A 26,113-nucleotide genomic window follows, 5' to 3' on the forward strand; every position below is an offset into this window, starting at 1 on the left:
ATATGAAAAATATTAAATACATAGCTTCCATTTGTCTGATAGCATTGTTGGTGTTTGCCTGTAGCAATGACGATGACAACGCAGATTTTGTAAACTCTGCCGTAGCACCTTCCAATGTCTCGGCGGCTTTTAATGTTACCCAAGACAATACAGGCTTGGTAACGATTACGCCAACCGGGCAAGGCGCCGTAGCTTTTGATGTGCATTTTGGAGATACTACCGAAGAGCCTACTACTCTAACAGCAGGAGAAAGCGTTGAACACATTTATGCAGAAGGCACTTATAACGTACAATTAGTTGCCTATGGCATTACAGGTCTGGAAACCGAAGCCTCCCAAAGTTTGGTAGTTTCCTTTAATCCTCCTGAAAATTTAATGGTAACCATTGAAAATGATTTGGCGGTTTCAAAACAAGTCAACGTCACAGCAACGGCCGATTTTGGAATCACCTACGATGTCTATTTTGGAGAACCTGGAGTTACAGACCCTGTAAGTGGTAACATGGGTGAAACCGTTTCCTATGTTTACCAGGAAGCCGGCACTTACACCATCACAGTGGTAGCCATGAGTGCCGCTATAGAAACAACTACTTATACAGAAGAATTTACGGTAACCGAAATTCTACAACCTATCAACTCAGCACCTGCTCAACCATCGAGATATGAATCGGATTATATTTCAATTTTTGCAGGAGCCTACACCAATGTTGCAGGAACTGATTACAATCCGGATTGGGGACAATCTGGACAAGGTAGCAGTTATGCCATGTTCAATCTAAATGGTGACGAAATGCTGCAGTACATCAATCTTAGCTATCAAGGCATTCAGTTTGGAGAAACGGTAGACGCTTCCCAAATGGAGTATTTGCATATTGATGTTTGGACTGCCGATGTAGACCAAATACAAATATTCCCAATCAGCTTAGGAACGGGAGAACAACAGGTTACCCAAGATTTAACTCCAGACCAATGGAATAGTTTCGACATTCCACTTTCGGCATTTACAGATCAAGGATTATCTATGGCAGACTTACATCAATTTAAATTTGTTGGAGAGCCATGGGCCGGAGGAACTGTATTTATAGACAATCTTTATTTCTGGAAAGCACCAGCAGCAGCCTCTGGAATTGAAGGCATTTGGCAATTGGCACCAGAAGCAGGAGCCTTGATGGTTGGCCCTAACCCTGGTAGTGGAGATTGGTGGTCCAACGATGCACAAGTAGTAGCGGATCGTGCCTGTTTCTTTGACGATAAATACGTATTCTCATTAGGTGGCACTTTCAATAATGTATTGGATGGAGAAACTTGGATTGAACCTTGGCAAGGAATGGATCCTGAAGCCTGTGGTGCGCCTGTGGTCCCACACGATGGTTCCAATCCTGCTACCTTTACATACAATGAAGGTGATGGCACTTTAACATTGAATGGAACTGGTGCTTATCTAGGCCTTCCTAAGGCCAATAACAATGGCGAACTTCCTAATGTAGTCGTGCCGAGTTCCGTCACTTACGACATTACACTTTTAGACAACAACAATACCATGATTGTGAGTATTGAAGCTGGTTCTGGAGTTTTCTGGACCTACAAACTGGTGCGTTACATTTCTCCAATCGTTGGGTCTTGGCAAATGGCTCCTGAAGCGGGATCCCTTATGGTTGGGCCAACTGCTGGAAGTGGCGATTGGTGGTCAATTGATGCGCAGGCAGTATCAGACAGAGCTTGTTATTATGATGATGTATATCTCTTTACATCAAACGGTTCGTTTAGCAATATCCTTGGAGATGAAACTTGGGTAGAAGGCTGGCAAGGTGCCGATCCTGAAGGCTGTGCTGCGCCTGTAGCACCTCATGATGGCTCAAACAGTGCTTCCTTTGATTATGATGAAGCTGCAGGAACATTAACACTAAATGGTTCTGGAGCATATTTAGGACTTCCAAAAGCCAATAACGATGGAGAGCTTCCTAATGTGGCTGTTCCAAGTGCCATTACCTACAATGTTACCCTTACAGATAATGACATGACCATGACCGTCAGCATTGAAGCCGGATCAGGCGTATTCTGGACCTATAAATTGATTAAGCAATAAAAATAAACAAGATGAAACATTTAAAATATATCATTGGATTATTACTTGTTGGCTTCTTTACTTTCTTTAGTTGTGAGGAAGAAGACTACGAATTTGGAGATATCATAGCTCCTTCCAATCTGCAGATTACTGCCAATATTGTTGGCCAAGATGCAGATAATCCTTATGGGGATGGAAGCGGAAATGTCAACTTTTCGGCAAATGCAGACAACGCCATTACTTATCAATATGTTTACAACGGTTCAGAATCGTTGGCTCCTAGCGGAGAAAAGACCTATAGTTTTGGCAACACAGGAGTACATACCTACACCGTAACTGTTTTGGCTTTTGGAACTGGAGGCGCCACCACCAGTGCTACCGTAGAAGTGGAAGTTTTAGCGCTTTATGCACCTCCAGCAGATTTACTGACCATGTTGACCAACGACAGTTCTAGAACTTGGCGATTGAAAGCTGAAGCAGCAGGACACTTTGGTGTAGGACCAGCCGATGGAACCAGTCCAGTTTGGTGGGCAGCCGCTCCTTATGACAAGGAAGGATTGGGAGCCTACGACGATCGCTTTATTTTTAACATTGATGGAACTTTCACACACATAACCAATGGTACCGGATACGGAAAAGCAACACCTCTTGACCAAGATTTTGGAGTTGCAGGACAAACGCCTAATGCCGATGACGAATACGTTAACTACCCTCTAGATGATTATTCCGAATCATGGTCGTTAAGTGCTCCTGGAGGACAGGAAACCTTGACTTTCTCAAATGTAGGATACCATGGATTTTACGTTGGTGGCGATCATAGTTATGCCATTCTGGAACGTTCAGCCAATGAAATGATGATTAAAACGGTAGGATCTGATGGGAACGGTTGGTTTGCAATTTTGATCGCCGAAGACTAGACTCAACAAATTGATTTAAAATGAAACATATCATGTTAAATATATGTCTTAGTTTGCTTTGTGCTCTTTCTATATCATGCTCTAGTGGTGGTGATGATTCACAATCCACTGGAGATGATGATGGGGGCATTGTGCCAATTATTCCTTCGGCTTTGGTATTAAATATTACCAAAGTTGGAGCCAGCGAACAATTTCCCAACGGAGATGGCTCCGGCACCATTCAATGTACAGCCTCGGCAATAGATGCCGTGAGTTACGGCTTCCGTTTTGGAAATGGAGAGGAAATACCGAGTACCGATGGTACTATGGAATTCACCTATACCAATCCCGGCACCAACAATTACACCATCTATGTTTTTGCCTATTCCAGTACCAATGACAATATCAGCACCTCAGAAACCATCTCACTTTATGTAGACGATTCCGTGCAATTAGTTTGGTCTGATGAATTTGATGTCAACGGCACGCCTGATGCCTCCAAATGGGGCTATAATATTGGAACGGGACAAAATGGCTGGGGAAACAATGAGTCGCAATATTATACCGATAGAGCGGACAATGCTATTGTTGAAGATGGGGTGTTAAAAATCATTGCCAAACGTGAAAACTATCAAGGATCAGAGTTCACCTCAGCGAGATTGCTGACCAAGGACAAGTTTGAATTCACCCATGGTAAAGTTGAAATTCGCGCTAAACTTCCAGAAGGAGGAGGTACTTGGCCTGCACTATGGCTATTGGGTGCCAATATAGATGCGGTGGGATGGCCAGCCTGCGGCGAAACCGACATTATGGAACATGTTGGCAACAACCAAGGCTATATACAAAGTGCCATACACACCCCTTCAAGTTTTGGGAATACTTCCAATTTAGGCGGACAGCAAGTCGCTAATGTTTCTAGTGAATTTCATACCTACGAGCTAGAATGGACTTCTGAGAAAATGGTGTTTTCTGTGGACGGCAATGTTCATTACACCTATCAACCAAGCAATAAAAATGACCAAACCTGGCCATTTGATTTAGATCAATTTATCATTATGAATGTTGCCATGGGAGGAAATCTAGGCGGTACTATCGACCCCAATTTTACGGAATCCACCATGGAAGTAGACTATGTAAGGGTATACCAATAATAAGCACATGAAAACACGGTTAAATTATGTTTGGGGCTATGCCCTAGCGGTACTTTTTTGTGCCTGCGGAAATACAAACGACACTGGAAAATCAGCTGATACCAATGTAGCATCTCAACAAGGACTCAATCCTGATATTGAAAGAAAAGTAGATTCTCTTCTCTCACTTATGACCCTTGAAGAAAAAATTGGTCAGATGAATCAATACACTGGGTTTTGGGAGGTTACGGGCCCAACTCCAAGCGAAGGGAATCAAGCCTTAAAATACGAACACCTTAAAAAAGGATGGGTAGGCTCCATGCTGAATGTTACGGGAGCCAAAGAGGTGACGGCCCTACAAAAAATTGCGGTTGAAGAAACCCGCTTGGGAATTCCATTGATCATTGGGTTTGATGTGGTACACGGCTATAAAACGGTTAGTCCCATTCCATTGGCCGAAGCTGCCAGCTGGGATTTGGAAGCCATCCAACGTTCAGCCGAAGTAGCCGCTAAAGAAGCAGCTGCCTCAGGAATAAACTGGACCTTTGCCCCAGTGGTAGACATTTCTAGAGATGCCAGATGGGGACGTGTAATGGAAGGTGCCGGGGAAGACCCCTTTCTTGGCAGTAAAATTGCAACTGCTAGAGTACAAGGATTTCAGGGAGATGACCTTTCTGCCAACAGTACCATTGCAGCCTGTGCCAAGCATTTTGCTGCCTATGGATTTCCCGAATCCGGAAAAGACTACAATACTGCAGACTTAGGAACCTCAACACTATACAATGTTGTACTCCCCCCTTTCAAAGCAGCCAATGATGCTGGCGCAAGAACCTTTATGAATTCCTTTAATGAACTCAATGGCATTCCTGCCACTGGAGATGCTTTTCTTCAACGCCAAATTTTAAAAGGCGATTGGAACTTTAATGGCTTTGTAGTGTCCGATTGGGGCTCCATTGGTGAAATGATTGCCCATGGCTATGCCAAAGACGGAAAGGAAGCTGCCAAAATTGCCGCCAACGCAGGCTCTGACATGGATATGGAATCTCATTTATATGTAGAACACCTTTCGCAATTGGTAAAAGATGGCTCAGTGAAAGAGGCCTATATTGATGATGCTGCGAGACGTATTTTAAGGGTGAAATATGAATTGGGATTATTTGAGGATCCTTACAAATATTCCAACGAAACCAACGAAGCCAATGTAGTGGGTAGTGTCGAAATTAAGGAAGCAGTTTTGGACATGGCCAAAAAATCTATTGTACTTCTTAAAAACGACAAACAATTGCTTCCACTTAAAAAAGACGGTCTTAATATTGCTGTCATTGGCGCACTTGCCAACGATAAAACAAGTCCCTTGGGAAATTGGCGATTGGGAGCAAAAAACGGAACAGCCGTATCCCTTTTAGAAGGACTTCAGGCTTACAAAGGAAATACCATCACCTATGTACAAGGCCCCAATTTTGTTGAAAACGACATTGCTTTTTCGCGTCAGTTAGAATTTAACATCTCCAATAAAAAAGGCATACAGGAAGCTGTATCGGCTGCAAAAAATGCCGATGTGGTATTAATGGCTTTAGGGGAACATGCTATGCAAACAGGTGAGGGACGAAGCCAAGCCAATATTGAAATGGACCCATTACAACAAGAATTATTGGAAGCAGTTTACAAGGCAAACCCCAATGTTGTTTTGGTTTTAAGTAACGGACGTCCTTTGGCAATTAACTGGGCCAACGAGAACATCCCTGCCATTTTGGAAACTTGGCATTTGGGAACACAAAGCGGAAATGCCATTGCCCAAGTGCTTTATGGTGATTATAACCCGAGTGGGAAGTTGCCAATGACCTTTCCTAGAAATGTAGGACAAGTACCAATTTACTACAACCACAAAAGCTCAGGTAGACCTAATGAGCCTTCTCCAGGGGAAGTGTTTTGGTCGCATTATACTGATGAAAGCAATACGCCTTTGTACCCATTTGGATATGGCTTAAGTTATACATCTTTTGAGTATGGCGACCTACAAGTTTCGAATGTTGAAAATAATAGCGTAAAGGTTTCAGTTACCGTAACCAATACGGGAGCTTATTCTGGAAAAGAAGTGGCGCAATTGTATATCCATGATTTGTTTGCAAGTGTTACCCGCCCAATAAAAGAATTGAAAGGTTTTGAAATGATTTCCTTAGAACCGGGAACTTCCCAAACCGTAACCTTCACTTTAACAGAAAAAGAGTTAGGTTTCTACGATAACCAAGGGAAGTACATTGTAGAGCCGGGAGATTTTAAAGTGTTTGTTGGTGGAAGTTCAGCAAGTGGTCTAGAATCTGAATTCACAATAAATTAATCCATTCCAATAACTAACTAAATGGAGACTCTAGAGGGAATACCGTTATGGTGTTCCCTTTATTTTATAGTACTCCCCTCCTTTTAGCCAAGCATCTTTAAGTGCTTTTTTGGAAGTATCAGTAAATTTATAACCTTCTCCCTCCGAATAATTGAGGACTACATTGCCCTTCAGTTCCATGATTTCTCCTGCGCGCTCAACTTTTATGGTCATGGGCGCTCCTTCTTGAAGATCATAACCCATCATCAAGGTTTTTTGAAGATTACTACTATCAAATTCGGTTCCATTCATTTCCAACAGAATATCCCCTTGTTCAATTCCCATGCCATTGAAAAATGCATTTTTATCATCAGGAACCACAGCTATAATCTTCCCGCTAATTTGGTCCAAACCTATATAGGGCTTACCTCCCTTAAGAAACACCAAAGGGTCTGCCACGGGCATTCTCGCTCGGGTAATTCCCATTCTACCCAAATACGCATCATAATTGATAGGCGAACCATTTACTATGTAGTCGTTGATAAACTCGCCTACTTCCGGATACGTTAGTTTTACAAACACAGGGATTAGCTCCTCATCATCAAAGGCTTTGCCTGGACCATACATTTTGGCCAATTCGGCCATGACATCCATAAGGCTACGCTCCCCATTGGACTGCTCCCGAATGATAATATCCAAACACATGCCCATCAACGCTCCCTTTTGGTATACATTGGCATACTGTACCTGCATTTTACCATCCAAAACATTTTTGCTCATTTCGATAAAGGACAAATGGTCGTTATAGCGGTAGGATATTTTTATCTTTTTCATCATATTGGCTAAAAACGCAGCCTCATCTATCAATCCTTCGTACACCTGAAAATGTTGGGCAAAATATTCTGTAATGCCTTCATACATCCATAAATGCTCCGACATTTTAGGATCGTTAAAATCGAAATATTGGATTTCCTTGGAATGGATGTGCAGAGGTGTTAGCGTATGGAAAAACTCATGGGAAATAACATCTACCAGATCATTGCTGTTCATGCTTTCCATGAACACGCCCACCGTAGAATAGTTGTGTTCCAAGGCTCCAATACCCTTGGCATCATCTTTTTCAAAAGATGTAATATAATTTAACACCGCATATTTTTTGGTATTGTTGGCCTCTCCCATATAGTTTTTTTGAGCCACAATAATCTTTTTTAAATCCGGTAAAAAGACTTTTGATGTGATGCTTGTATTTTTAGGCGAATACACGCTCAACAGCACTTCCATATCATTATAATTGAAGGTTGAAACATCTAGCGCTGCATACATAATTGGAGAATCTACCAATTCAGCAAAGCGTGAGGTATAAAAACTATCTACATCATTTTTGGGATTTTGGTCCGCTAGGGCACTGCTTCCCAATAAATTCTCAGGGTGCGTTATGGTTACTTCATAAGGATACTCCAGCATTTCAGAAAAATACCCCACAAAACCACTCATATTAAGCACGAAGTTTTTATCGGCTAAAATATTAGTCCCTGCTGGAGAAAAAATGGTCTCGGAGTCTGCCGAAACGAAATGGGAAACCCCTTCATTGTCAAAAGTATCATCCACCAAATAAGTGATATGATGTAGTTTTTTGGCGTCCTTGATTTCCCAAGAATTAACATCCTTATTAGTAACTACCAATAAATTCCCTTTGGAATCGAAAGCCTTAACTTCAGAAATATAGCGCCCATAATCCGCTATGGCATAGGTACCCGGAATGATTTTCGCCATATAATAGGTCACCGCTGAACTGCCTATTGCAGGTGGCGTTACGGTAACCTTTACTTGGTCATTGGTAACATTTACGAGGTCTACGGCTACTTTTATTGCTGAAGACACCTTTGCAGTTTCCTTAGTTGTTCCACAGGACCACATTAAGGCCGAAAAGCCCACGACACACCATAACTTTAGTTTCATTGGGAGAAATATTAGTTTGTGTTGAAAGATACCCATTAATTCCCAATTACTTATTCCTACACACGAAAAAACCCTTTCCGTAAACGGAAAGGGTTCATCGAATTAAAACAACTGCTGATATTTATTCAGCTAACATAAGTGTACCAAGTTCATGATAAAAGAAATCCTGTTCATCATTCATTGATACAAATAAACCTTTTGGATATTTAGCTCCTAATGGCGTGGTGGTTACATCACAACCATCGGTTTCCTTGGTTCCCAAATTGATCGTTTTTACATAAGAGTTATCGCTACGCTTGAAAATATTAAAGCTGTGGTCCTGTTGGTTGGACACAATCAAGAAGCCTTCTCCATTATCATAGGCCGCAATGGCAATACCTTCGATATCTTCCTTGAAATGTTCACCTCCAAAAAGCGCTATCTCTCCATCTCCTTTTGATGGGTCGGCATGGTATTTTCTAATCCCAACACCTTCATCGGAATAATATACGTAACCTAAGGCATCGTCTACCGCAATGGCTTCGATTTCCTTTTGACCACTAAACGTCCCGAACTTTCTCAACAACGTAGCCGAAACTCCCAAAGAATCGGATGCCAAAGCATATTGATGCAAATACCCTTCTTTAGGTCCGTTTTTACGGCTCACGATAAATGATATCTCTGCTGTTTCTGGATTCTTGTAAACAGACACTCCCATAGTGCGCTTCATTTCAACATTGGTTTCATCTTCAAACACCTTAAAACCACCATTGTCCAACTCTGTCATATCCGGCACAGAAAACACACGCACTTGGTGCTTCTCCCTTTCAGTAAACACTATGATATCGGTAGCTGTAGAATCATTTAACTTAAAACCGTATTCCACATCCACATTGTTAGGATAACTGATGCCCACAATGCTTTTTTCTGGAATGATTTTTCCGTCCAAATCAAAAGCATACACACCGCCATTGGTTTCATCCTTATCAGTTCCAAAAACAATGCTCTTTGCTGGATCGTTTGGATTGATCCAAATAGCTGGATCGTCACTATCATGTGGTGTTTTTTCCGTTACTAAAGTTGGAGCAATCACAGGTAAAGACTCCTTACACCCCATCAATGCTAAGGCACAAACTAAACTTAATATATTCTTCATTCCTTATTTCTTAAACAGATCGTATTTCAATCCAAAAGTTAAACGCTTTTCATAGTATTCCATCTGCATTGTTCTTCCTTTTGACCCTTGGAAGTAGCGTAATGGTTGGTTGGTGATGTTATTCAAATCAACATACAAACTCAAGTTTTTGGTAATGGCAGCTGTTGCATTGAAGTCTACAAATAATTGCTCATCATAGTAACGGTCTTCGAATGGGCGTCCTCCGATTTCATCGATATAAGAATCTGAATAGTTAGCAGACAAACGTACACTAAAATACTTTCCGTTATATCCCAAAGATCCGTTGAACATGTTAGGAGCCGTGTTAGGCAAATCCAAATCTGTACGCTCTTCCCCATCTTCATTGAAAATACCATCAGCATCCGACTTTAAATAAGTGTAGTTTAAATAGATGTTGAAATTTTTAGCAAAGCCTGGTAAGAAATCCAAACGACGTTGTAAGGACACCTCAGCACCAAATACGCTGGCGCCATCGCCATTTAAAGGCTGGTAGATTTCATATCCGTTAGCATCCTCCGTTTGTCTTGTGTATACAAATTTATCGATGTTTTTATAGAACACACCTCCAGAGATGATTCCAACAGATTTAAAATAGTGCTCGGCCATGACATCAAAGTTCATAGACGTGGTTGGATCCAGTTCTGAATTTCCTAAGAAGATTTCTTCATCCTCGTTGTTCACTTCCATATAAGGCACTAAGTCTACATAGTTAGGACGCGCCAAAGTGTTGGTCCAAGCAGCTCTTAACACCGTATTCTCTCCAAATCCGTACTTTAAATGTACACTTGGCAGTACATTAGTGTAGTTGTTTTTGTCTTTGAGTACATTGGTGCCTGCAAAATCACCATCTTCATCAAAAATAATTTCATTCCCTTCACTCTCAATAGCCGTGTGTTCAATTCTAGCTCCAAACAATACACTAAATTTACTAGAAAAGTTCTGGCTCATCATGGCATACCCCGCATACACGTTTTCATTGACGTCGAAGTTGGCAGTTAGGTATTCCTCTGGTAAATCTTCTCCTTCAAAAAGGTTGGTATCGTATAAGTTCAAACCTCCCAAAAAGTTTGGATTAACAAACGACCCTACTTGGTATTGGCCACCAGCCAAGAAATCTGAATCTGAATAGTTTCTCGTTGGCACATCGCCTAAGAAATCGTAGTCGCTTCCTTCTGGGCTGAATTCTGTAAAATCGTTCTCTCTATTTTTATTCTTTAATCTGGTTTTTCCACCAAACTTCAAGAATCCTTCCTCTCCGTCAAGAAAGCTTAACGGTACTTGTGCATTTACGAAGAAGTTAATGTCCTGCTCTTCCGTATATTGATTTTCCTCTGATAATTCATCAAATTCGAAAAGTGCGAAATCAGCATCGCCAGCATCTACTGGAGAAAATAATGGCTTATCCTCATTTCCATTAAATGTCACGGCATACTCACTTTCGTAAGTCATATAACGCTCGTTTAGACGCTCTTCAGAAGCTTTGGAATACGATGCCAACCAGTCAATTTTCCAGTTGTTCAACAAATGATCCCCGCTTAAGCTATAGTTTTGCATACGTTGGTCCTCCAAACGTGCATTTTGGTTACGTCCACCTGAGATCCCTCCTTTTGTTTGACGTTTTGCCTCTACAGGGAAGTTTGTTAAGTTGCCATTGCTATCTACTGTGAAATCACCCAATTCAATATCCTCTCCATCCAAAATTTCATTTTCCAAACGGAATCTGTTTTCGCGGTCATCTCTCCAGTTATAAATAGACTTGAAATAAAGTGTGTTGTTTTGATCTAATTTATAGTCAAAATTGGCAGAGAAACTTCTACGAACACGCTGTACCAAATACTCTCTAATTTCAAATACACTGGCATAAGGGTTTACCTCTACTTCTTCCAAGTTATCCTCATCACCATTGTTGAATTCAAATTCATCTTCCCACTCTGCTTCCACGTTATCACTTCCAAAATCATTGTCGTTGATAGAGGCAGCTACCATCCAACCAAATTTGTCGTTTTTAGAACGGTCTCCCACCAAAAAGGACCCGTTTAGAATTCTTTTATCGGTAATGAAGTTGATACCCGATCCAGCAGTAGCTGACAATCTGAACCCTTGCGGCGAAGATCTTGTAATCAAGTTCACCGATCCACCCAAAGCATCTCCATCCATATCAGGGGTTACAGCCTTGTTTACCTCAATAGTTTGGATCATGTCCGAAGGAATCAAGTCCATTTGTACATTTCTATTGTCACCCTCTGCCGAAGGAATTCTACTTCCGTTTAAGGTTACAGAGTTCAATTGCGGCGACAAACCTCTTACAATAATATTTCGCGCTTCCCCTTGGTCTACCTGCATCGTGATACCAGGAATACGCTTTACAGCATCCCCAATGTTGGCATCTGGAAATTTCCCAATCTGGTCGGTAGATACAATATTGGTAATGTTGGTTTTGTTCTTCTGGGTGTTCAAGGCTCTTGCTTGACCACTTAAACCGTACCCTGTTACCAATACCTCATCCAATTCTGTATTTTTAGAGGTTAAGGTAAAATCAAGAATCACGGTTCCACCAGGAACAACAGTGGCCTCTTTGCTGATATCGGAATATCCCAAATATTTCACCGTTACAGTATGGGTTCCCTCAGGAACTTCCAAAAGGGTATAGGCTCCGTCAAAATCGGAAACAGCTCCCTTTTTTAAACTGTCAATTGCCACGGTGGCTCCTGGGACGCTCAATCCATTGTCATCTGTAATGACCCCGCGGATAATACCATTTTGTGCCAAAAGCGCATTTGAACCAAATACTAAAAGACACCAAATAAATAAACTTTTGAGTAGTTTCATTTCTGTTTGTTATATAGATTAGTTGAGAGCAAAACTATATTTAGAGCTTGGATTGGAGCTGAAATTAGCGTTAACAAAATGTAACAACCCTCTGGTTTTAGGCTATATAACAAGGCAACATTAACATTGTGGTAACATACGGGTAAACCTTAGGAAAACTCATTAGAGTTGTAAGAGAAATGCCTGTAAATCGTCTTTGGAATCTAAGGATAATTTTTTACGCATTCTATACCGTGCTATTCTCACACTGTCAGGAGTTATCCTTAAAATGGAGGCTATTTCCTTTGAAGACAAATTTAGGCGCAACAGCATACATAAACGCAATTCGGCAGGTGATAATGGTTCAACGGCAAAAGCATTCAAACCTTGGAAAAATTGTGGATGGATCTGTTCAAAATACCCTGTGAATTCCGTCCACTCATTTTCTTTGGAGAGATCAAAATCAATTTCCTTTACCAAAGCTTCCAACTTCGAAGCCACCATTGTTTGGTTCCTTCCTTTTAAATTAGACAGGGTTCGGGAAATGTTTTCCAACATTTTATTTTTATTGGACAAATGCAAGCTATAGTTGGTTAATGCCGAAAGTTTAAATTCTATTTCCCTTTGCAAGGAAGCTTCCTCCGCTGTTTTTCTGTCTAAATCGGCCTGTAAAATCTGTTGCTTGTATACACTTATTTTAGCTTCTTGTTGCTTCTTCTTTTTGAAATAGATAAACCATCCTGAAAGTCCCAAGAGAATAAAAACACTCGTGAGGGTCATAATATTTTGTCGAATGCTTTGGATTTCATTTCGTTGATTCAACAGAGCCACTTGCGCTTCCTTTTCCTTCACTTCGTACAGCACCTGAAGCGCTCCAACCTGCTCTGTATTTTTACGTTGGATTTCTTGTTTGTTCAGATCGGCATGGGCTTCCATAAATTCAAAGGCCTGTTGGAAATTGCCGAGTTCCGCATACACTTTAGCCATATCCTTCAAGGCACTTTCCTCTTGATGGGTATTGCCTGTACTTTTGGCCAACTCCAAAGCCTGTTGGGTATACTCCATCCCCTTTTCAAACTCTCCGTTTTTTCGTTTGATATCCCCTAGGTTATTGATAATGTTCACCTGAACACTCAAAGGACTATGAAGTGCATAATTCCTTGCTTTCGTAAAAAATTCATAGGCTTTGTCAAAATCTTCCAGATCCTCATAAATACTTCCCATATTTTCAAAGGTAACCGCCAACCCTGTACTGTCACCTAACTTCTCAAATAAGACAAGACTCTGCTGCTGATACCCCAAAGCCTTATCGTAATCGGACTCCTTTTCGGCCACACCACCCAACAAACCTATCGCTGTAGCTTTTCCTTTTTCAAATTGCAGGGCCTCTGCTAGATTTAAGCTTTCACCTAAATGAATTTTGGAAGGTCCGTACTTTTTTAAGGACAAATGCAACGCCCCCAATTTGTTATTTATGTATACTGATAAGGTATCTTGAGTAGTTTGAACCTCCAAAGCTTCGTGATAGTGCTTCAAGGCTTCATTGGCAATTCCTAAACTTCCATAAAAATCGGCCATTTTAATATGGGCCTTTACAATTCCTAATTCGTCCTGAAGATTTTCTGATTTCTGGAGTTGTGTTTTAAAATCCTTAAAAATAGAATCTACAAAGTGATTTTTGAGGCTACTTTCTTGGGCATGTACCTGACAACCCAAAAAGAAATAAAGTATAAAGATATTGGTAATTGAAGGAAGGGCTTTGGCAATTTTCATCATCATTAACATGTAAAACAACCAAAGGAACGGTTTGCATGTTACTTAATGTTGATGCCAATGTTAAATGACTGCAAACAAAAATCCCCACCTGTAATAGGTAGGGATTTTTTAGAATATATGAGAATTGTTTCTTAAGCTTCGAAAGGCTCAATAGAAACAAAAGATTTTCCACCTTTTCTTTTCTCAAATTTAACGATACCATCTACTTTAGCATGTAAAGTGTGGTCTTTTCCAGCATACACATTCTCACCAGGATTGTGTGCAGTACCTCTTTGTCTAACGATAATGTTTCCAGCTACAGCAGCTTGACCACCAAAAATCTTAACACCTAAGCGTTTCGATTCTGATTCTCTACCGTTTTTCGAACTTCCGACTCCTTTTTTATGTGCCATTTTATTTCGATTTTATGTTTTGTTATTAACTTAAAGCAGCGATTAATTCAGCTTTCTTCATAGTAGAATATCCTGAAACGTCTTTTGCTTTCGCCATTTCTCTTAATTCAGCAACAGTTAAAGCGCTTAAATCTTGAGACGCTTCAGCCTTAGGAGCTGCTACTTTTTTCTCAGCTTTTGCAGCTGGCTTAGCACCAGAAGCAACGATACTTTCAATAACAATCTCTGTTAAAGCTTGTCTGTGACCATTCTTAACACGGTAACCTTTTCTACGTTTCTTTTTGAAAACGATTACTTTATCACCTTTAAGGTGCTTTAAAACTTTTGCTCCTACTTGAGCTCCGTCTATAGCTGGGGCGCCAACAGTAATGTTCTTTCCGTCACCAATTAGAAGTACATTATCAAAAGATACTGCATCTCCTTCTTCAGTAGCTAAACGGTGAACAAACACTTTTTGGTCTTTTTCAACTTTAAATTGTTGCCCTGCTATCTCTACAATTGCGTACATAGCGTTACGTTTAAATTAAAATGTTTATTAAAAAATGAGTGCAAATATACTCCTAAATAATTAATCTACAAACCTTTTATACGTTTTGAGGCGTATTATAGCTTTTTTTGAAGATTTGCATGAAGGATAAGGTAAGAACAATACTTGAAGTTAGGCCTTCTATTAGAATGATAAACACCAGAATTCCAGGCCCTGCACCGTAGTTCGCAAACCATTCTCCGAGCAGGTATTTTGTAAATTCAGGATCTATATGATACATGTAAACCGCCATAAAACCAGTAAAAATTAGAGTCCCTACAACCCCTGACATCAACCCGGTTTTAAAACCATCTATATAGGTAAAAGCTTCTTCTGAGGCAAGTTTGTAGTTTTTAATAGCGTAGTAAATGCCAGCAGCCATAATAATCCCGTTAAAAAGTCGCAGCCAAGGATTTTGATGTAGCCCAACCAGGCGTACCAATAAAAAATAAGCCGTCAAACCAACCGCAATAATAATTCCGAATTTTACGGAAACAGAAAAAGGTGTCTTCATAATCCAATCCATTAAAAATCAACCACCTTTAAATTTCGTGAAAATTTATGTATTAATATAATTTTTATAATACTTTTTACATAATTGCTATACAAAGCCAACTTTGATTTCTATTTTTGCAAGGAGTGTAACATTTTCAACCCACGTTAGACTTACATTGAAACTTATAATTTTAAAACTAAAAAACGCACAATGAAAAAAGGCTTATTTTCTTTAGCTTCTTTGTTGCTTATTGGTAATTTGACCATGGCACAAAAAGTTGAATTTGAAGAGTATGACTTAGATAACGGGATGCACGTCATCTTACATCAAGATAATTCTGCTCCAGTAGTAACTACCTCTGTTATGTACCATGTTGGAGCTAAAGACGAAAATCCAGACCGTACTGGATTTGCCCACTTTTTCGAACACTTGTTGTTTGAAGGAACCGAAAACATCGATAGAGGAGAATTTTTCAAAATCGTTGCTGCCAACGGTGGAAAAAACAACGCCAACACTACAGATGACCGTACATATTACTACGAAGTATTCCCTTCCAACCAAGTAGAGCTTGGATTATGGTTGGAGTCTGAGCGTTTAATGCACCCAGTAATCAACCAAATTGGCGTAGACACCCAAAACGAAGTTGTTAAGGAAGAAAAGCGCATGCGTGTAGACAACAGCCCTTACGGTAAGTTTTTGGAAAATGTAAAGGTAAACCTATTCAAAAAGCACCCATACCGTTGGACTACCATTGGTAAAATGGAGCACTTGGATGCTGCCACTTTGGAAGAGTTCCAAGATTTCAACGCAAAGTTCTATGTACCTAACAATGCTGTTTTGGTTGTAGCTGGAGACTTCAACAAAGCAGAAGTTAAAACCATGATCGAAAACTACTTTGGAACAATTCCACGGGGAGAAGATGTGGTTAGAAACCTTCCTAAAGAAGATCCTATCACAGAGACCATCCACGCTAAAGCTTACGATCCAAACATTCAAATCCCAGCGATCATTGCTGCTTATAGAACACCTTCTTTTAAAGATAGAGACGCTTATGTTTTGGATATGATTTCAACTTATTTAAGTGGAGGAAAATCTTCAAAATTGTACAAAAAGATTGTAGACGAGAAAAAAATGGCTTTGGAAGTAGCTGCTTTCAACTTTAGCCAAGAAGACTACAGTGCTTATATCTTGCTAGGATTACCTTTAGGAGATGTAACTCTTGATGCGATCATCAAAGAAATCGACGAGGAAATTGTGAACCTACAGAGCAACCTAATTTCTGAGCGTGACTACCAAAAACTTCTCAACCAATTCGAAAATCAATTTGTAAATGCCAACTCAAATGTTGAAGGTATTGCCAATTCTTTAGCAAGATACTACATGCTTTATGGAGATACCAACCTTATTAATAATGAGATTGATATCTACAGATCTATTACTAGAGAAGACATTCAAGCCGTTGCTAAAAAGTACCTAAACCCTAACCAACGTTTGTTATTAGAGTACTTACCAGAAGAAAAAAGCAACAACTAAAAACATAAATTTCACAGATGAAAGCAAAAATATCAACTTTATTAGTCTTGTTTTTAATGTCTTTAGGTGCCACTGCACAAATTGACAGATCAAAACAACCAGAAGCGGGGCCAGCTCCAAAAATCACCCTCGAAAAACCAAATGAATTTGAACTAAAAAACGGTATCAAGGTGCTTGTGGTAGAAAACCACAAATTGCCAAGAGTATCTTATTCACTTCAAATAGATAACAAGCCTATCATTGAAGGCGACAAAGCTGGCGTATCCAGTTTATTGGGATCTATGTTAGGAAACGGGACAACTACCATCTCTAAAGATGCCTTTAACGAAGAAATAGACTTCTTGGGAGCGCGTCTAGGGTTTAGCTCACAAAGTGCTTACGGAAGCTCTTTGTCTCAATACTCTGAAAGAATTTTGGAATTGATGGCAGATGCTGCAATCAACCCATTATTGACTCAAGAAGAGTTTGAAAAAGAGAAAGCAAAAGCTTTGGAAGGCCTAAAATCTAGTGAAAAAAGTGTTGACGCCATTGCTGGTCGTGTTGGTGGTGCTTTATCTTACGGTTTGGATAACGCTTATGGAGAGTTCATGACAGAGGAAACTTTGAACAACGTAACTCTTGATGACGTTAAGGCTTTTTACAACAAATATTTTACTCCAAACCACGCTTATATTGTAGTAGTTGGAGATGTAAAAGTTAAAGACGTTAAAAAGCAAATCAAAAAGTACTTTGGAAAATGGGAAAAAGGTCAAGAAATCACTACTGCTGTACCTGCACCAAAAGCTAACGTAGCTACAACTGAGATTGATTTCATCGACATGCCAAATGCTGTACAATCTAACATTTCTGTGACCAACAATGTAGATTTGAAAATGAATGACGAAGACTACCTTGCAACAAAATTAGCCAACTACATCCTTGGTGGTGGCGGTGAAGGTTATTTGTTCATGAACCTACGTGAAGCTCATGGATATACTTATGGCGCTTACTCAAGCATTGGATCTAGCAGATACAAAACATCACGTTTTAACGCTTCTGCTAAAGTTAGAAATACCGTAACAGATAGCTCTATCGTAGAAGCTTTAAAAGAAATCAACCGTATCAAAACAGAACCTGTAGATGCAGAAGCACTTAAAAATGCAAAAGCTAAATACATCGGTTCCTTTGTAATGAACTTGGAAAACCCTTCTACTGTTGCTGAGTATGCCCTTAACATTAAATTGAATAACCTTCCAGAGAACTATTACGAAACTTATTTGGAGCGTGTTAACAATGTAACTGTTCAGGACATTACCAATGCTGCCAACAAGCACTTTGCTACAGAAAATTCACGTGTAATTGTAGTTGGAAAAGGAAGCGACGTATTGGAAAACCTTGAAAAAACAGGATTTCCTATTAAATATTATGACACTTATGCAAAGCCTACCGAAAAGCCGGTTTACGAAATCCCAATGCCTGCTGATATGGATGCCAACAAGGTATTGAACGCTTATATCGCTGCTATTGGAGGTCAGGCTAAATTGGACGCCGTAAACTCTGTATACATGTCTGCTGAAGCTGAATTGCAACCAGGAATGGTTATGAACCTTGAAATGAAAAAAACGGTAAAAAACCAATTCCTTCAAGAAATCACCATGATGGGACAATCCCAAAAACAAGTTTTAGACGGTAATTCTGGTTACTCTTCTGCTCAAGGTCAAAAAATTGACATGAACGAAGAGCAAGTTAAAGCTGTTCAAGTAGAATCATCTCCTTTCCCAGAAGTAAACTACCTAAACGGTGGTGTTACTTTGGAAAAAATTGAAGTAGTTGATGGCGAAAAAGCTTATAAAATTAAAGTTGACGCTGAAACTGCTATCTTCTACAGTGTAGAATCTGGATTAAAAATTAAAGAAGAAAAAACAACCCCAATGGGTGTTCAATCTACTTTCTATACCAACTACCAAGAAGTAGCTGGAGTTAAGTTCCCATTCACTATTGGTCAAACATTTGGTCCACGTCGTTTCGATTTCACAGTAAAAGAAATCAAAGTAAACGAAGGTGTTAGTGATGCCGATTTCAAATAAGAAACAAGGATTAACATGAATACAAAAGGGCAAAACATATCGTTTTGCCCTTTTCTTTTATCAACGATTCCTTCTATGCGAAAGATAGACTCCAAGCAGCACTATAGCGGTAGCTAATCCCTGCAACACACTGAAAGACTCTCCATCCAATACACCCCACATTAAGGCCACCACAGGCATTAAATAGGTTACCGAAGAAGCAAATACAGGGGTTGAAATCTGTACCAAAGTAGTGTACAGCACCTTTGCCAATGCGGTCCCAAAAAAGGACAAAATCGTCACATACACCAAGGACATTTTAAACTCTGGATTTGTAAAAGTAGTTTCAGTAAAAAATCCAGACCAAACCAACACCAATATCGCAGGCACAATAATCGCCACATAATTTCCAGTAGCAATTGCCAAAGGCTTTACATCTTGCAGATATCTTTTAATAATGTTTACATTACTTGCGTACATTACCGTGGCCAACAACACAAACCCTGCATATAAATAATTCTGTTCCGGATTCAGGGCTGCACCTTTTAAAATAAGCAAACAGGTCCCAATAAAGCCAATGATTACACCTAACAATTGTCGTTTGGTGGAACCTATTTTGAATACCGCCATCCCCATCAGCAAGGTATTCAAAGGCACTAAAGAATTCAGCACAGAAGTTACCGCACTATCAATTTCGGTTTCGGCTATGGCAAACAAAAACGCAGGAAAGAAGGAACCTAAAAAACCAGAAATGGAAATCCACAACCATTGTCTAGCTTTTACTTCTTTTAAATGCTTCACTCCCACAGTAAAAAGGAACAACCCAGTAATAATCGTCCTCAAAGCCCCCAATTGCCAAGGTGTCAAGCCCAACAAAGATTTCTTAATAAGTATAAAAGAACTCCCCCAAATCAATGACAGAACAACGAGGTAAATCCATTTAATATTGATTCTTTCCATGCTTCTTATTTGAAAATCACAAAATTCGTTAATTATTCTGCAGGAAACATCAATAATTATTAGATTTGTCTTACATTAACATACAGTCCCTCCCTAGGGGCACAAACGAAAAACTATGAAATCTATCTTTACTATTTTGGCTGTTGGCGCATTAACATTAAGCAATGTGGCATGCAAGGACAATTCTGCTCCTGAAGTTAAGACCGTTGCAATTGAATCTCATGCAGAAGAAGCAAAGCAATTGGATCCTAATGCAACTTACGCTAAAGCCGAATTCAGCATTGAAGGAATGACCTGTGCCATTGGATGTGCCAAAACCATTGAAAAGAACATTTCTAAAATGGAAGGTGTAAAATCTGCCACTGTTGATTTTGACAAAAAATTGGCTATGGTTGAATATGACGAAGCAAAGGTAACACCAACTTCTTTGGAAGAAACCGTTACAAAAACAGGAACCATGTACAAAGTGAGCGATATGAAAACCGTAGAAGCTTTCACTGAAACTTCCACTGCAAGTGCTCACTAATTTTCACTATTGAACACATAAAAAAAGCCGCTAATATCAAGCGGCTTTTTTATTATCTAAGCTGAAATCCTTTGGCGGCCCACCATGGATGAACCTCAATCTCTAATCTGCCTGCTTTTACCATAGGGTCCGAATTAGCCAAACTATCTGCTATCTCTATTGTTGGCACATTATAAATAGTAATCCCTCTTATATCCCCATCATCTCCAAAAGGTCCTGAGATATCTGCATAACCCAGCTCGTACATTTTCCCTAGATGTTTAAGATGTTCCTCCTGAAGCAATGCTGCTTCCTCTTCATTTTGATTTCTAACTGCTCCTTTCTTTAAAAAAACTATAAAATATTGTTGCATCAACACCGTATCTTTGGTCTTGGCATCCACATATTCGAAGGTTTGAAATCCTTTTGAGGTCAATGAATCCTTAAGAGCCCTAACTGATATTTTTTTCTCGACAGGCGTCTCTTCTTGAACCACAATGGAATCTACAACAGCTTCTACGGTAGTTTCAATATTGGACTCCTCATGTCCTTTGGAGTTGTCTTTACAAGCAAACAACATCCCAAAAACGAAGATCATTACTATTATTTTTTTCATCAACTCTGATTTTACGTCATTCTATTTCCAAGTTTTATAAGGCGATTTACTTAAATGGGAATTATAATATTCCACTTTTCCAGTCACCTCTTCTCCTAACCATGCAGGCTTCAAAAAGTCTTCATCTACAGCATTCAATTCAACTTCAGCAACTATTAAACCTTCGTTTTCATCATGAAATTCATCTACTTCAAACAAATGGTTTCCCATTGGGATTTCATAGCGTGTTTTATTGATGACACCGGGCTCACAAATCTGCAACAAAGCTTCAGCTTCTGCCTTATCGATTATGGTTTCCCATTCAAATCTGCTCAATCCATTTTCAGTGCTCTTCCCTTTTACCGTCAGGATACCTTTATCACCTGAAATCCTCACTCTAACTGTACGTTCTTTATCCGTATTCAAAAACCCCTGAACAATCTGCTTGCTACTGGTTGCTTCAGTTTTAAACGCTTCCGAGGACACTAAAAATTTACGTTCTATTTCTATCATAAACCTTTCTTTCTCCTTTTAAAAACCAATTATTAAAAGGCATTTAATGCCTAAATTTACGGCATGCAAAGTGATTTACCAATAAGAAAGATTATACATGTAGACATGGACGCCTTCTATGCCTCTGTGGAACAAATGGATAATCCTGAGCTGAAAGGTAAAGCCATTGCGGTTGGAGGCAGCAGTAAACGTGGCGTAGTAAGTGCCGCTAGTTATGAAGCGCGGAAGTTTGGCGTGAAAAGTGCCATGAGCGGCATTCAGGCCAAACGCCTATGCCCGGAACTAATTTTTATCCGCCCTAATTTTGAACGCTACACAGAAATCTCCAAAAGAATCAGGAAAATCTTTTACGATTACACCGATTTGGTAGAACCCCTATCCCTTGACGAAGCCTATTTGGATGTTACCACCAACAAAAAGGGACTTTACAGTGCTTCCATGATTGCCAGGGAAATCAGACAGCGCATTTTTGATGAGATAGGCTTAACAGCTTCCGCAGGGATTTCTATCAATAAATTTGTTGCCAAAGTTGCCAGTGATTACAACAAGCCGAACGGACAAAAAACGGTTGGACCAGAAGAGGTCTTGGATTTTCTCGAAGCCTTGGATATTCGGAAATTTTACGGCGTGGGGAAAGTGACGGCCGAAAAAATGTACCAATTGGGGATTTTCACAGGAAAGGATTTGAAATCCAAATCTATGGAGTATTTGGATGATCACTTTGGAAAATCGGGGCGCTACTATTATAATGTAGTTAGGGGAATCCATACAAGTGAAGTCAAGCCCAACCGTATTAGAAAGTCTTTGGCTGCAGAACGCACATTCAGTGAAAATCTATCTTCGGAAATATTCATGCTTGAAAAACTTGAGCATATTGCAGAGGAAGTTTCCAAACGATTGACCAAAAGCAAAGTGGCTGGAAAAACAGTGACTTTAAAAATAAAATACTCCGATTTCACCCTACAAACCCGAAGCAAAACTTTGCCCTATTTCATAAGTGATAAAAGTATCATTCTTGAAACTGCAAAGGACCTCTTGTACCAAGAAAAACTTGACAATTCCGTAAGGCTATTGGGAATTTCCATTTCCAATTTAAACACTGAAAAACACAAGGATAAAGACAAAATCAAAGACGAAGAAAGCACTGTAAGTGTACAATTGAAATTTGATTTTTAAGAAAATTTATCGTTCAAGGTTTCTACAATATTCTCTATTTTTTTGTTTTTATAGGCCTTTTCCAAAGCTAAGGCAGAAACCTGCCTTACCTTACAATCCATGATAGAACAGCGCTCGCAAGTTACCCCAACTTCTTGTGTTTTAATTCTATCGTCATTTAAAAAGTTTAGCTTCCGTTCCAACTGCTTATTAATGAGCAAACCAATGGTAATACTTCTGTATTGATGGTCTCGAAATGGATCACGCGTAGCAGACGACAATACCAAATACTTCATGTCATCACTAACATAATTAGAAATTTGAATATCAAATTCATGGTCCTTATTACTCTTGCTAATATCCTCCAAAACTTTTAGCGCCACCCAACGCCTACAATAATGCTCATTGGTTTCGTTGGCCCTTGGCGAATGTTGATGTGCTAAGTGCAGCTCCTTTTTCAAGTAAAATTTGTCGCTATTAGCCCTATGTGTAAACCTTAAAAAAAACAGGTCTTGTATATTGAATGATTTAGGCAAAATATTTGTCAACCGTTGATAAAAGGACTCTGGCGAGGCATTAAAACTTTCCATTGTTTTCAAAAACAAACTGGTATCAAAAGTGTCTTGTTCAAAGAGTGTTTCTAATTTCGTTGAAAGTTGAGCTTTTGGAAGAATCAAAGCACCTGCAAAATAGGACGCATAAAAGTTATTAAGTACCTGATCGAAACTTTTAAATTTTATCCAAGGAAAAGTGTACAACCTATCATTAATTTCCAAATAATTATAGGCAATCTCTTTAGCAAAAATAAAGGTGCGTTGTGGCTCATCAATACCATTTGCCAAGAGCAATGTTTTACTTTTGGGTACAAAAACAGACCTTAAATTACCTAAGGCTTCATGTTTGCCCAATTCATTTTCATTAATGCTATATCCATATTCTTCAACTAAAATTTCCTCTAACTCTTTGGACGAAATTGGCATTGTTAAATCCACTTGATAAGATTTTGCAAACCTTAAAACGCCGTGTTCTAAATCCTCAAAATAGTTGTTATTGGCCTCCTGAAAAGAGCGTACTGAAGCCAGAAAAAAACTCTCCCTACTAAAATTGTAATGTTTTGCAATCTCAATAATAGTGCTCACAAATGCATTCACTTTGGCCGGTGCATTGGCCACAATATCAATAAGGTTACTCTCCTTTATTCCAAAAAGATCCAAGGGAATTTCCTTTAAAATTTTTGACTGCAGCAACTCTCCAATGGGCGCCAAATTTTTGTCAAGCTTTAAGGAAACCATTTGGTCATACGGCACATCCAATTTTTCAGATAATACGGCAATTTTGTCTGGCTTGGGGTATTTTTTGCCCTTTTCTATTTCATTTAAATAAGATTTTGACAGTCCCGTAAGCTTGGACAATCCAAATAAGGATAAATTCTTATCTGTTCTAATTTGCTTCAGCTTAAGCCCAAATATGAGTTTTATATAATCTTGTTCCATACTACATTAACAAAAATAACAAAATTTGCGAATCAAACTAAAAAAGCGAAAATACATTTTTAGCGAACGTTCGCTTGTTTTTTAAAAATCTTTATTCTAATATTGTATTGTAAAATTCTGAAAACATGGAAAATACAATTTTAAAAACGTCAAAAATCAAATTGGAGAGTAGCGTTCAAAACTATTACCCTGAAATTTTAACCAAGGAAGCCTTAAAGTTTATTGCCCTGCTTCATGATCAATTTAATTCTAGGCGACTGGAGTTACTTAACGATCGAAAAATACAACAACAGCTGTTTGACAAAGGAGACCTTCCAAAGTTTCCTGAGGAAACCAAAACCATTAGAGAAAGCCAATGGACAGCTGGAGAAATCCCAATTGACCTTCAAGATAGACGTGTTGAAATTACAGGACCTGTGGACAGAAAAATGATTATTAACGCCTTAAACTCCGGAGCCAAAACCTTTATGGCCGATTTTGAGGACAGTAATGCCCCTACTTGGCAAAACTGCATGCAAGGCCAACAAAACCTAATTGATGCCAATAAAAGAACCATTAGCCTAATAGACCATACGAAAGGAAAAACCTATTCACTAAACGACAATCCTGCTGTCCTATTGGTGAGGCCTCGTGGTCTACATTTAAATGAACGACACTTATTATTAAACAATGTTGAGGTCTCCGCAAGTTTAGTGGATTTTGGTCTGTATGTTTTTCATAACGCGAAAACACTTCTAAAAAACAACACTGCCCCCTACTTCTATTTACCAAAATTAGAGCATTACCTTGAGGCGCGTTGGTGGAACGAGATATTTATGTTTGCACAAGAGTACCTTAACATTCCCAACGGTACATTTAAAGCCACCGTTTTAATTGAAACAATCACAGCTAGTTTCCAATTGGATGAAATTATATACGAACTAAAAGACCATATTGTAGGCCTCAATTGTGGCCGTTGGGATTACATATTTTCATATATCAAAAAATTCAGAAATCATACTGAATTCAATGTCCCAAACAGAGATCAAGTCACCATGACCACACCATTTATGGAGGCCTATTCTAAATTGGTGATTCAGCGTTGCCACAAACGCGGCATTCATGCCATTGGCGGAATGGCTGCTCAAATCCCCATTAAAAACAACCCAACAACTAACAATTTCGCTTTGGAAAAAGTGCGAAAGGATAAGGAGCGTGAAGCTAAAAACGGGCATGATGGCACATGGGTTGCACACCCTGATTTGGTACGCGTTGCTATGGACGAATTCGACAAATATATGCCTACCCCTAACCAAATACACTTAAAGAGAGACGATGTTAAAATCACAGAAATGGATTTGGTTGCACAGACTCAAGGTACCGTTACAGAGGCTGGAATACGTAAAAACATAAATGTTGGCATACTCTATTTAGAAGCATGGCTAAGGGGTTACGGAGCAGTGGCCCTCTACAATCTAATGGAAGATGCGGCCACTGCAGAAATATCGAGAACCCAGGTTTGGCAATGGCTTAAAAACGAAGTAATCCTTGAAGACGGAAGAGCCTTTTCCAAAAACCTTTATTCAGAAATATTTGATGATGAAGTAGAAAAAATCATCACAGAACTAAGCGGAAATAATATTAAGGATTCGAAGCTTAAACAAGCCATTAGCCTATTCAACGGCTTGGTACTTTCTGAAGAATTTGAAGAATTTTTAACGATTCCTGCATACAAGTACCTATAAAAAACAATCCTGCGATTGCGGCAACAATCAACAGGATCTAATTATTAATAAAAATAACGTATAACAAAATT

The 26,113-nt window shown here is 39.3% G+C and carries 20 protein-coding genes; 9 read left to right on the forward strand and 11 right to left on the reverse strand.

The window, feature by feature from the left end; all coding sequences use genetic code 11:
• Window positions 1-2 precede the first annotated feature (2 nt).
• The 4 genes from AC6I5C_RS01205 to bglX are packed head-to-tail and all read left to right on the forward strand — an operon-like array spanning window position 3 to window position 6,427.
• On the forward strand, window positions 3-2,084 hold the full coding sequence (locus tag AC6I5C_RS01205; protein ID WP_497903562.1) for a PKD domain-containing protein: 2,082 nt from the start codon (window positions 3-5) through the stop codon (window positions 2,082-2,084).
• A gap of 11 nt (window positions 2,085-2,095) precedes the next feature.
• On the forward strand, window positions 2,096-2,980 hold the full coding sequence (locus AC6I5C_RS01210; RefSeq protein WP_497903563.1) for a glucan endo-1,3-beta-D-glucosidase: 885 nt from the start codon (window positions 2,096-2,098) through the stop codon (window positions 2,978-2,980).
• A gap of 20 nt (window positions 2,981-3,000) precedes the next feature.
• Window positions 3,001-4,110: a family 16 glycosylhydrolase gene (locus AC6I5C_RS01215; RefSeq protein WP_497903564.1), complete on the forward strand. Its 1,110-nt coding sequence runs from the start codon at window positions 3,001-3,003 to the stop codon at window positions 4,108-4,110.
• A 7-nt stretch (window positions 4,111-4,117) separates the two neighbouring features.
• Window positions 4,118-6,427, forward strand: a complete 2,310-nt coding sequence (bglX, locus tag AC6I5C_RS01220) for a beta-glucosidase BglX (protein WP_497903565.1) — start codon at window positions 4,118-4,120, stop codon at window positions 6,425-6,427.
• 45 nt (window positions 6,428-6,472) lie between these two features.
• Here bglX and AC6I5C_RS01225 read toward each other — a convergent pair whose 3' ends face one another.
• The 7 genes from AC6I5C_RS01225 to AC6I5C_RS01255 form a co-directional block, all read right to left on the reverse strand.
• On the reverse strand, window positions 6,473-8,365 hold the full coding sequence (locus tag AC6I5C_RS01225; protein WP_497903566.1) for a M61 family metallopeptidase: 1,893 nt from the start codon (window positions 8,363-8,365) through the stop codon (window positions 6,473-6,475).
• 121 nt (window positions 8,366-8,486) lie between these two features.
• On the reverse strand, window positions 8,487-9,500 hold the full coding sequence (locus AC6I5C_RS01230) for a phytase (protein ID WP_497903567.1): 1,014 nt from the start codon (window positions 9,498-9,500) through the stop codon (window positions 8,487-8,489).
• Between the two features lie 3 nt (window positions 9,501-9,503).
• Entirely contained in the window at window positions 9,504-12,350 is a 2,847-nt protein-coding gene (locus AC6I5C_RS01235) for a TonB-dependent receptor (protein WP_497903568.1), read from the reverse strand.
• A gap of 162 nt (window positions 12,351-12,512) precedes the next feature.
• Window positions 12,513-14,114, reverse strand: a complete 1,602-nt coding sequence (locus AC6I5C_RS01240; RefSeq protein ID WP_497903955.1) for a tetratricopeptide repeat protein — start codon at window positions 14,112-14,114, stop codon at window positions 12,513-12,515.
• A 122-nt stretch (window positions 14,115-14,236) separates the two neighbouring features.
• Window positions 14,237-14,497, reverse strand: coding sequence for a 50S ribosomal protein L27 (gene rpmA, locus AC6I5C_RS01245; RefSeq protein WP_053976751.1), 261 nt, complete (start codon window positions 14,495-14,497; stop codon window positions 14,237-14,239).
• A gap of 25 nt (window positions 14,498-14,522) precedes the next feature.
• Window positions 14,523-15,005, reverse strand: coding sequence for a 50S ribosomal protein L21 (rplU, locus tag AC6I5C_RS01250; protein WP_053976750.1), 483 nt, complete (start codon window positions 15,003-15,005; stop codon window positions 14,523-14,525).
• Between the two features lie 76 nt (window positions 15,006-15,081).
• Window positions 15,082-15,537, reverse strand: a complete 456-nt coding sequence (locus tag AC6I5C_RS01255) for a DUF4199 domain-containing protein (RefSeq protein WP_497903569.1) — start codon at window positions 15,535-15,537, stop codon at window positions 15,082-15,084.
• 192 nt (window positions 15,538-15,729) lie between these two features.
• On the opposite strand from AC6I5C_RS01255, the gene AC6I5C_RS01260 reads away from it, so the two are divergent.
• Together AC6I5C_RS01260 and AC6I5C_RS01265 are read left to right on the forward strand one after the other, a co-directional pair.
• The gene (locus AC6I5C_RS01260) at window positions 15,730-17,052 is read left to right on the forward strand and encodes a M16 family metallopeptidase (protein ID WP_497903570.1); all 1,323 of its coding nucleotides are present in this window, start codon (window positions 15,730-15,732) and stop codon (window positions 17,050-17,052) included.
• 17 nt (window positions 17,053-17,069) lie between these two features.
• Complete coding sequence (locus tag AC6I5C_RS01265; RefSeq protein ID WP_497903571.1) at window positions 17,070-19,118, forward strand: M16 family metallopeptidase; 2,049 nt, start codon at window positions 17,070-17,072, stop codon at window positions 19,116-19,118.
• Between the two features lie 60 nt (window positions 19,119-19,178).
• Here the strand turns inward: AC6I5C_RS01265 and AC6I5C_RS01270 are convergent, their stop codons facing one another.
• Window positions 19,179-20,057, reverse strand: coding sequence for a DMT family transporter (locus AC6I5C_RS01270; RefSeq protein WP_497903572.1), 879 nt, complete (start codon window positions 20,055-20,057; stop codon window positions 19,179-19,181).
• Between the two features lie 115 nt (window positions 20,058-20,172).
• Between AC6I5C_RS01270 and AC6I5C_RS01275 the strand changes: the two genes are divergently transcribed.
• Window positions 20,173-20,583: a heavy-metal-associated domain-containing protein gene (locus tag AC6I5C_RS01275; protein WP_497903573.1), complete on the forward strand. Its 411-nt coding sequence runs from the start codon at window positions 20,173-20,175 to the stop codon at window positions 20,581-20,583.
• A 52-nt stretch (window positions 20,584-20,635) separates the two neighbouring features.
• Here the strand turns inward: AC6I5C_RS01275 and AC6I5C_RS01280 are convergent, their stop codons facing one another.
• Together AC6I5C_RS01280 and AC6I5C_RS01285 are read right to left on the reverse strand one after the other, a co-directional pair.
• Window positions 20,636-21,178 (reverse strand): YciI family protein, encoded by a 543-nt coding sequence (locus AC6I5C_RS01280; protein ID WP_497903574.1) that lies wholly within the window; start codon window positions 21,176-21,178, stop codon window positions 20,636-20,638.
• 21 nt (window positions 21,179-21,199) lie between these two features.
• Window positions 21,200-21,670, reverse strand: a complete 471-nt coding sequence (locus tag AC6I5C_RS01285) for a CYTH domain-containing protein (RefSeq protein ID WP_497903575.1) — start codon at window positions 21,668-21,670, stop codon at window positions 21,200-21,202.
• Between the two features lie 63 nt (window positions 21,671-21,733).
• Between AC6I5C_RS01285 and dinB the strand changes: the two genes are divergently transcribed.
• Entirely contained in the window at window positions 21,734-22,846 is a 1,113-nt protein-coding gene (dinB, locus tag AC6I5C_RS01290; RefSeq protein ID WP_497903576.1) for a DNA polymerase IV, read from the forward strand.
• On the opposite strand, the gene AC6I5C_RS01295 is transcribed toward dinB, so the two are convergent.
• Entirely contained in the window at window positions 22,843-24,318 is a 1,476-nt protein-coding gene (locus AC6I5C_RS01295) for a helix-turn-helix domain-containing protein (RefSeq protein ID WP_497903577.1), read from the reverse strand. The two genes, dinB and AC6I5C_RS01295, sit on opposite strands and share 4 nt — an antisense overlap.
• A 125-nt stretch (window positions 24,319-24,443) precedes the next feature.
• Between AC6I5C_RS01295 and aceB the strand changes: the two genes are divergently transcribed.
• Entirely contained in the window at window positions 24,444-26,042 is a 1,599-nt protein-coding gene (gene aceB, locus AC6I5C_RS01300; protein ID WP_497903578.1) for a malate synthase A, read from the forward strand.
• Window positions 26,043-26,113 lie beyond the last annotated feature (71 nt).

It is taken from the genome of Mangrovimonas sp. sgz306409, from assembly GCF_059735265.1.

Coding starts and splice junctions, on each gene's coding strand:
- AC6I5C_RS01215 (WP_497903564.1), top strand. CDS start 3,001: ATGAAACATATCATGTTAAATATATGTCTTAGTTTGCTTTGTGCTCTT.
- AC6I5C_RS01225 (WP_497903566.1), bottom strand. CDS start 8,365: ATGAAACTAAAGTTATGGTGTGTCGTGGGCTTTTCGGCCTTAATGTGG.
- AC6I5C_RS01205 (WP_497903562.1), top strand. CDS start 3: ATGAAAAATATTAAATACATAGCTTCCATTTGTCTGATAGCATTGTTG.
- AC6I5C_RS01270 (WP_497903572.1), bottom strand. CDS start 20,057: ATGGAAAGAATCAATATTAAATGGATTTACCTCGTTGTTCTGTCATTG.
- AC6I5C_RS01255 (WP_497903569.1), bottom strand. CDS start 15,537: ATGAAGACACCTTTTTCTGTTTCCGTAAAATTCGGAATTATTATTGCG.
- AC6I5C_RS01240 (WP_497903955.1), bottom strand. CDS start 14,114: ATGTTAATGATGATGAAAATTGCCAAAGCCCTTCCTTCAATTACCAAT.
- AC6I5C_RS01285 (WP_497903575.1), bottom strand. CDS start 21,670: ATGATAGAAATAGAACGTAAATTTTTAGTGTCCTCGGAAGCGTTTAAA.
- rplU (WP_053976750.1), bottom strand. CDS start 15,005: ATGTACGCAATTGTAGAGATAGCAGGGCAACAATTTAAAGTTGAAAAA.
- bglX (WP_497903565.1), top strand. CDS start 4,118: ATGAAAACACGGTTAAATTATGTTTGGGGCTATGCCCTAGCGGTACTT.
- dinB (WP_497903576.1), top strand. CDS start 21,734: ATGCAAAGTGATTTACCAATAAGAAAGATTATACATGTAGACATGGAC.
- AC6I5C_RS01265 (WP_497903571.1), top strand. CDS start 17,070: ATGAAAGCAAAAATATCAACTTTATTAGTCTTGTTTTTAATGTCTTTA.
- aceB (WP_497903578.1), top strand. CDS start 24,444: ATGGAAAATACAATTTTAAAAACGTCAAAAATCAAATTGGAGAGTAGC.
- AC6I5C_RS01295 (WP_497903577.1), bottom strand. CDS start 24,318: ATGGAACAAGATTATATAAAACTCATATTTGGGCTTAAGCTGAAGCAA.
- rpmA (WP_053976751.1), bottom strand. CDS start 14,497: ATGGCACATAAAAAAGGAGTCGGAAGTTCGAAAAACGGTAGAGAATCA.
- AC6I5C_RS01210 (WP_497903563.1), top strand. CDS start 2,096: ATGAAACATTTAAAATATATCATTGGATTATTACTTGTTGGCTTCTTT.
- AC6I5C_RS01280 (WP_497903574.1), bottom strand. CDS start 21,178: ATGAAAAAAATAATAGTAATGATCTTCGTTTTTGGGATGTTGTTTGCT.
- AC6I5C_RS01230 (WP_497903567.1), bottom strand. CDS start 9,500: ATGAAGAATATATTAAGTTTAGTTTGTGCCTTAGCATTGATGGGGTGT.
- AC6I5C_RS01275 (WP_497903573.1), top strand. CDS start 20,173: ATGAAATCTATCTTTACTATTTTGGCTGTTGGCGCATTAACATTAAGC.
- AC6I5C_RS01235 (WP_497903568.1), bottom strand. CDS start 12,350: ATGAAACTACTCAAAAGTTTATTTATTTGGTGTCTTTTAGTATTTGGT.
- AC6I5C_RS01260 (WP_497903570.1), top strand. CDS start 15,730: ATGAAAAAAGGCTTATTTTCTTTAGCTTCTTTGTTGCTTATTGGTAAT.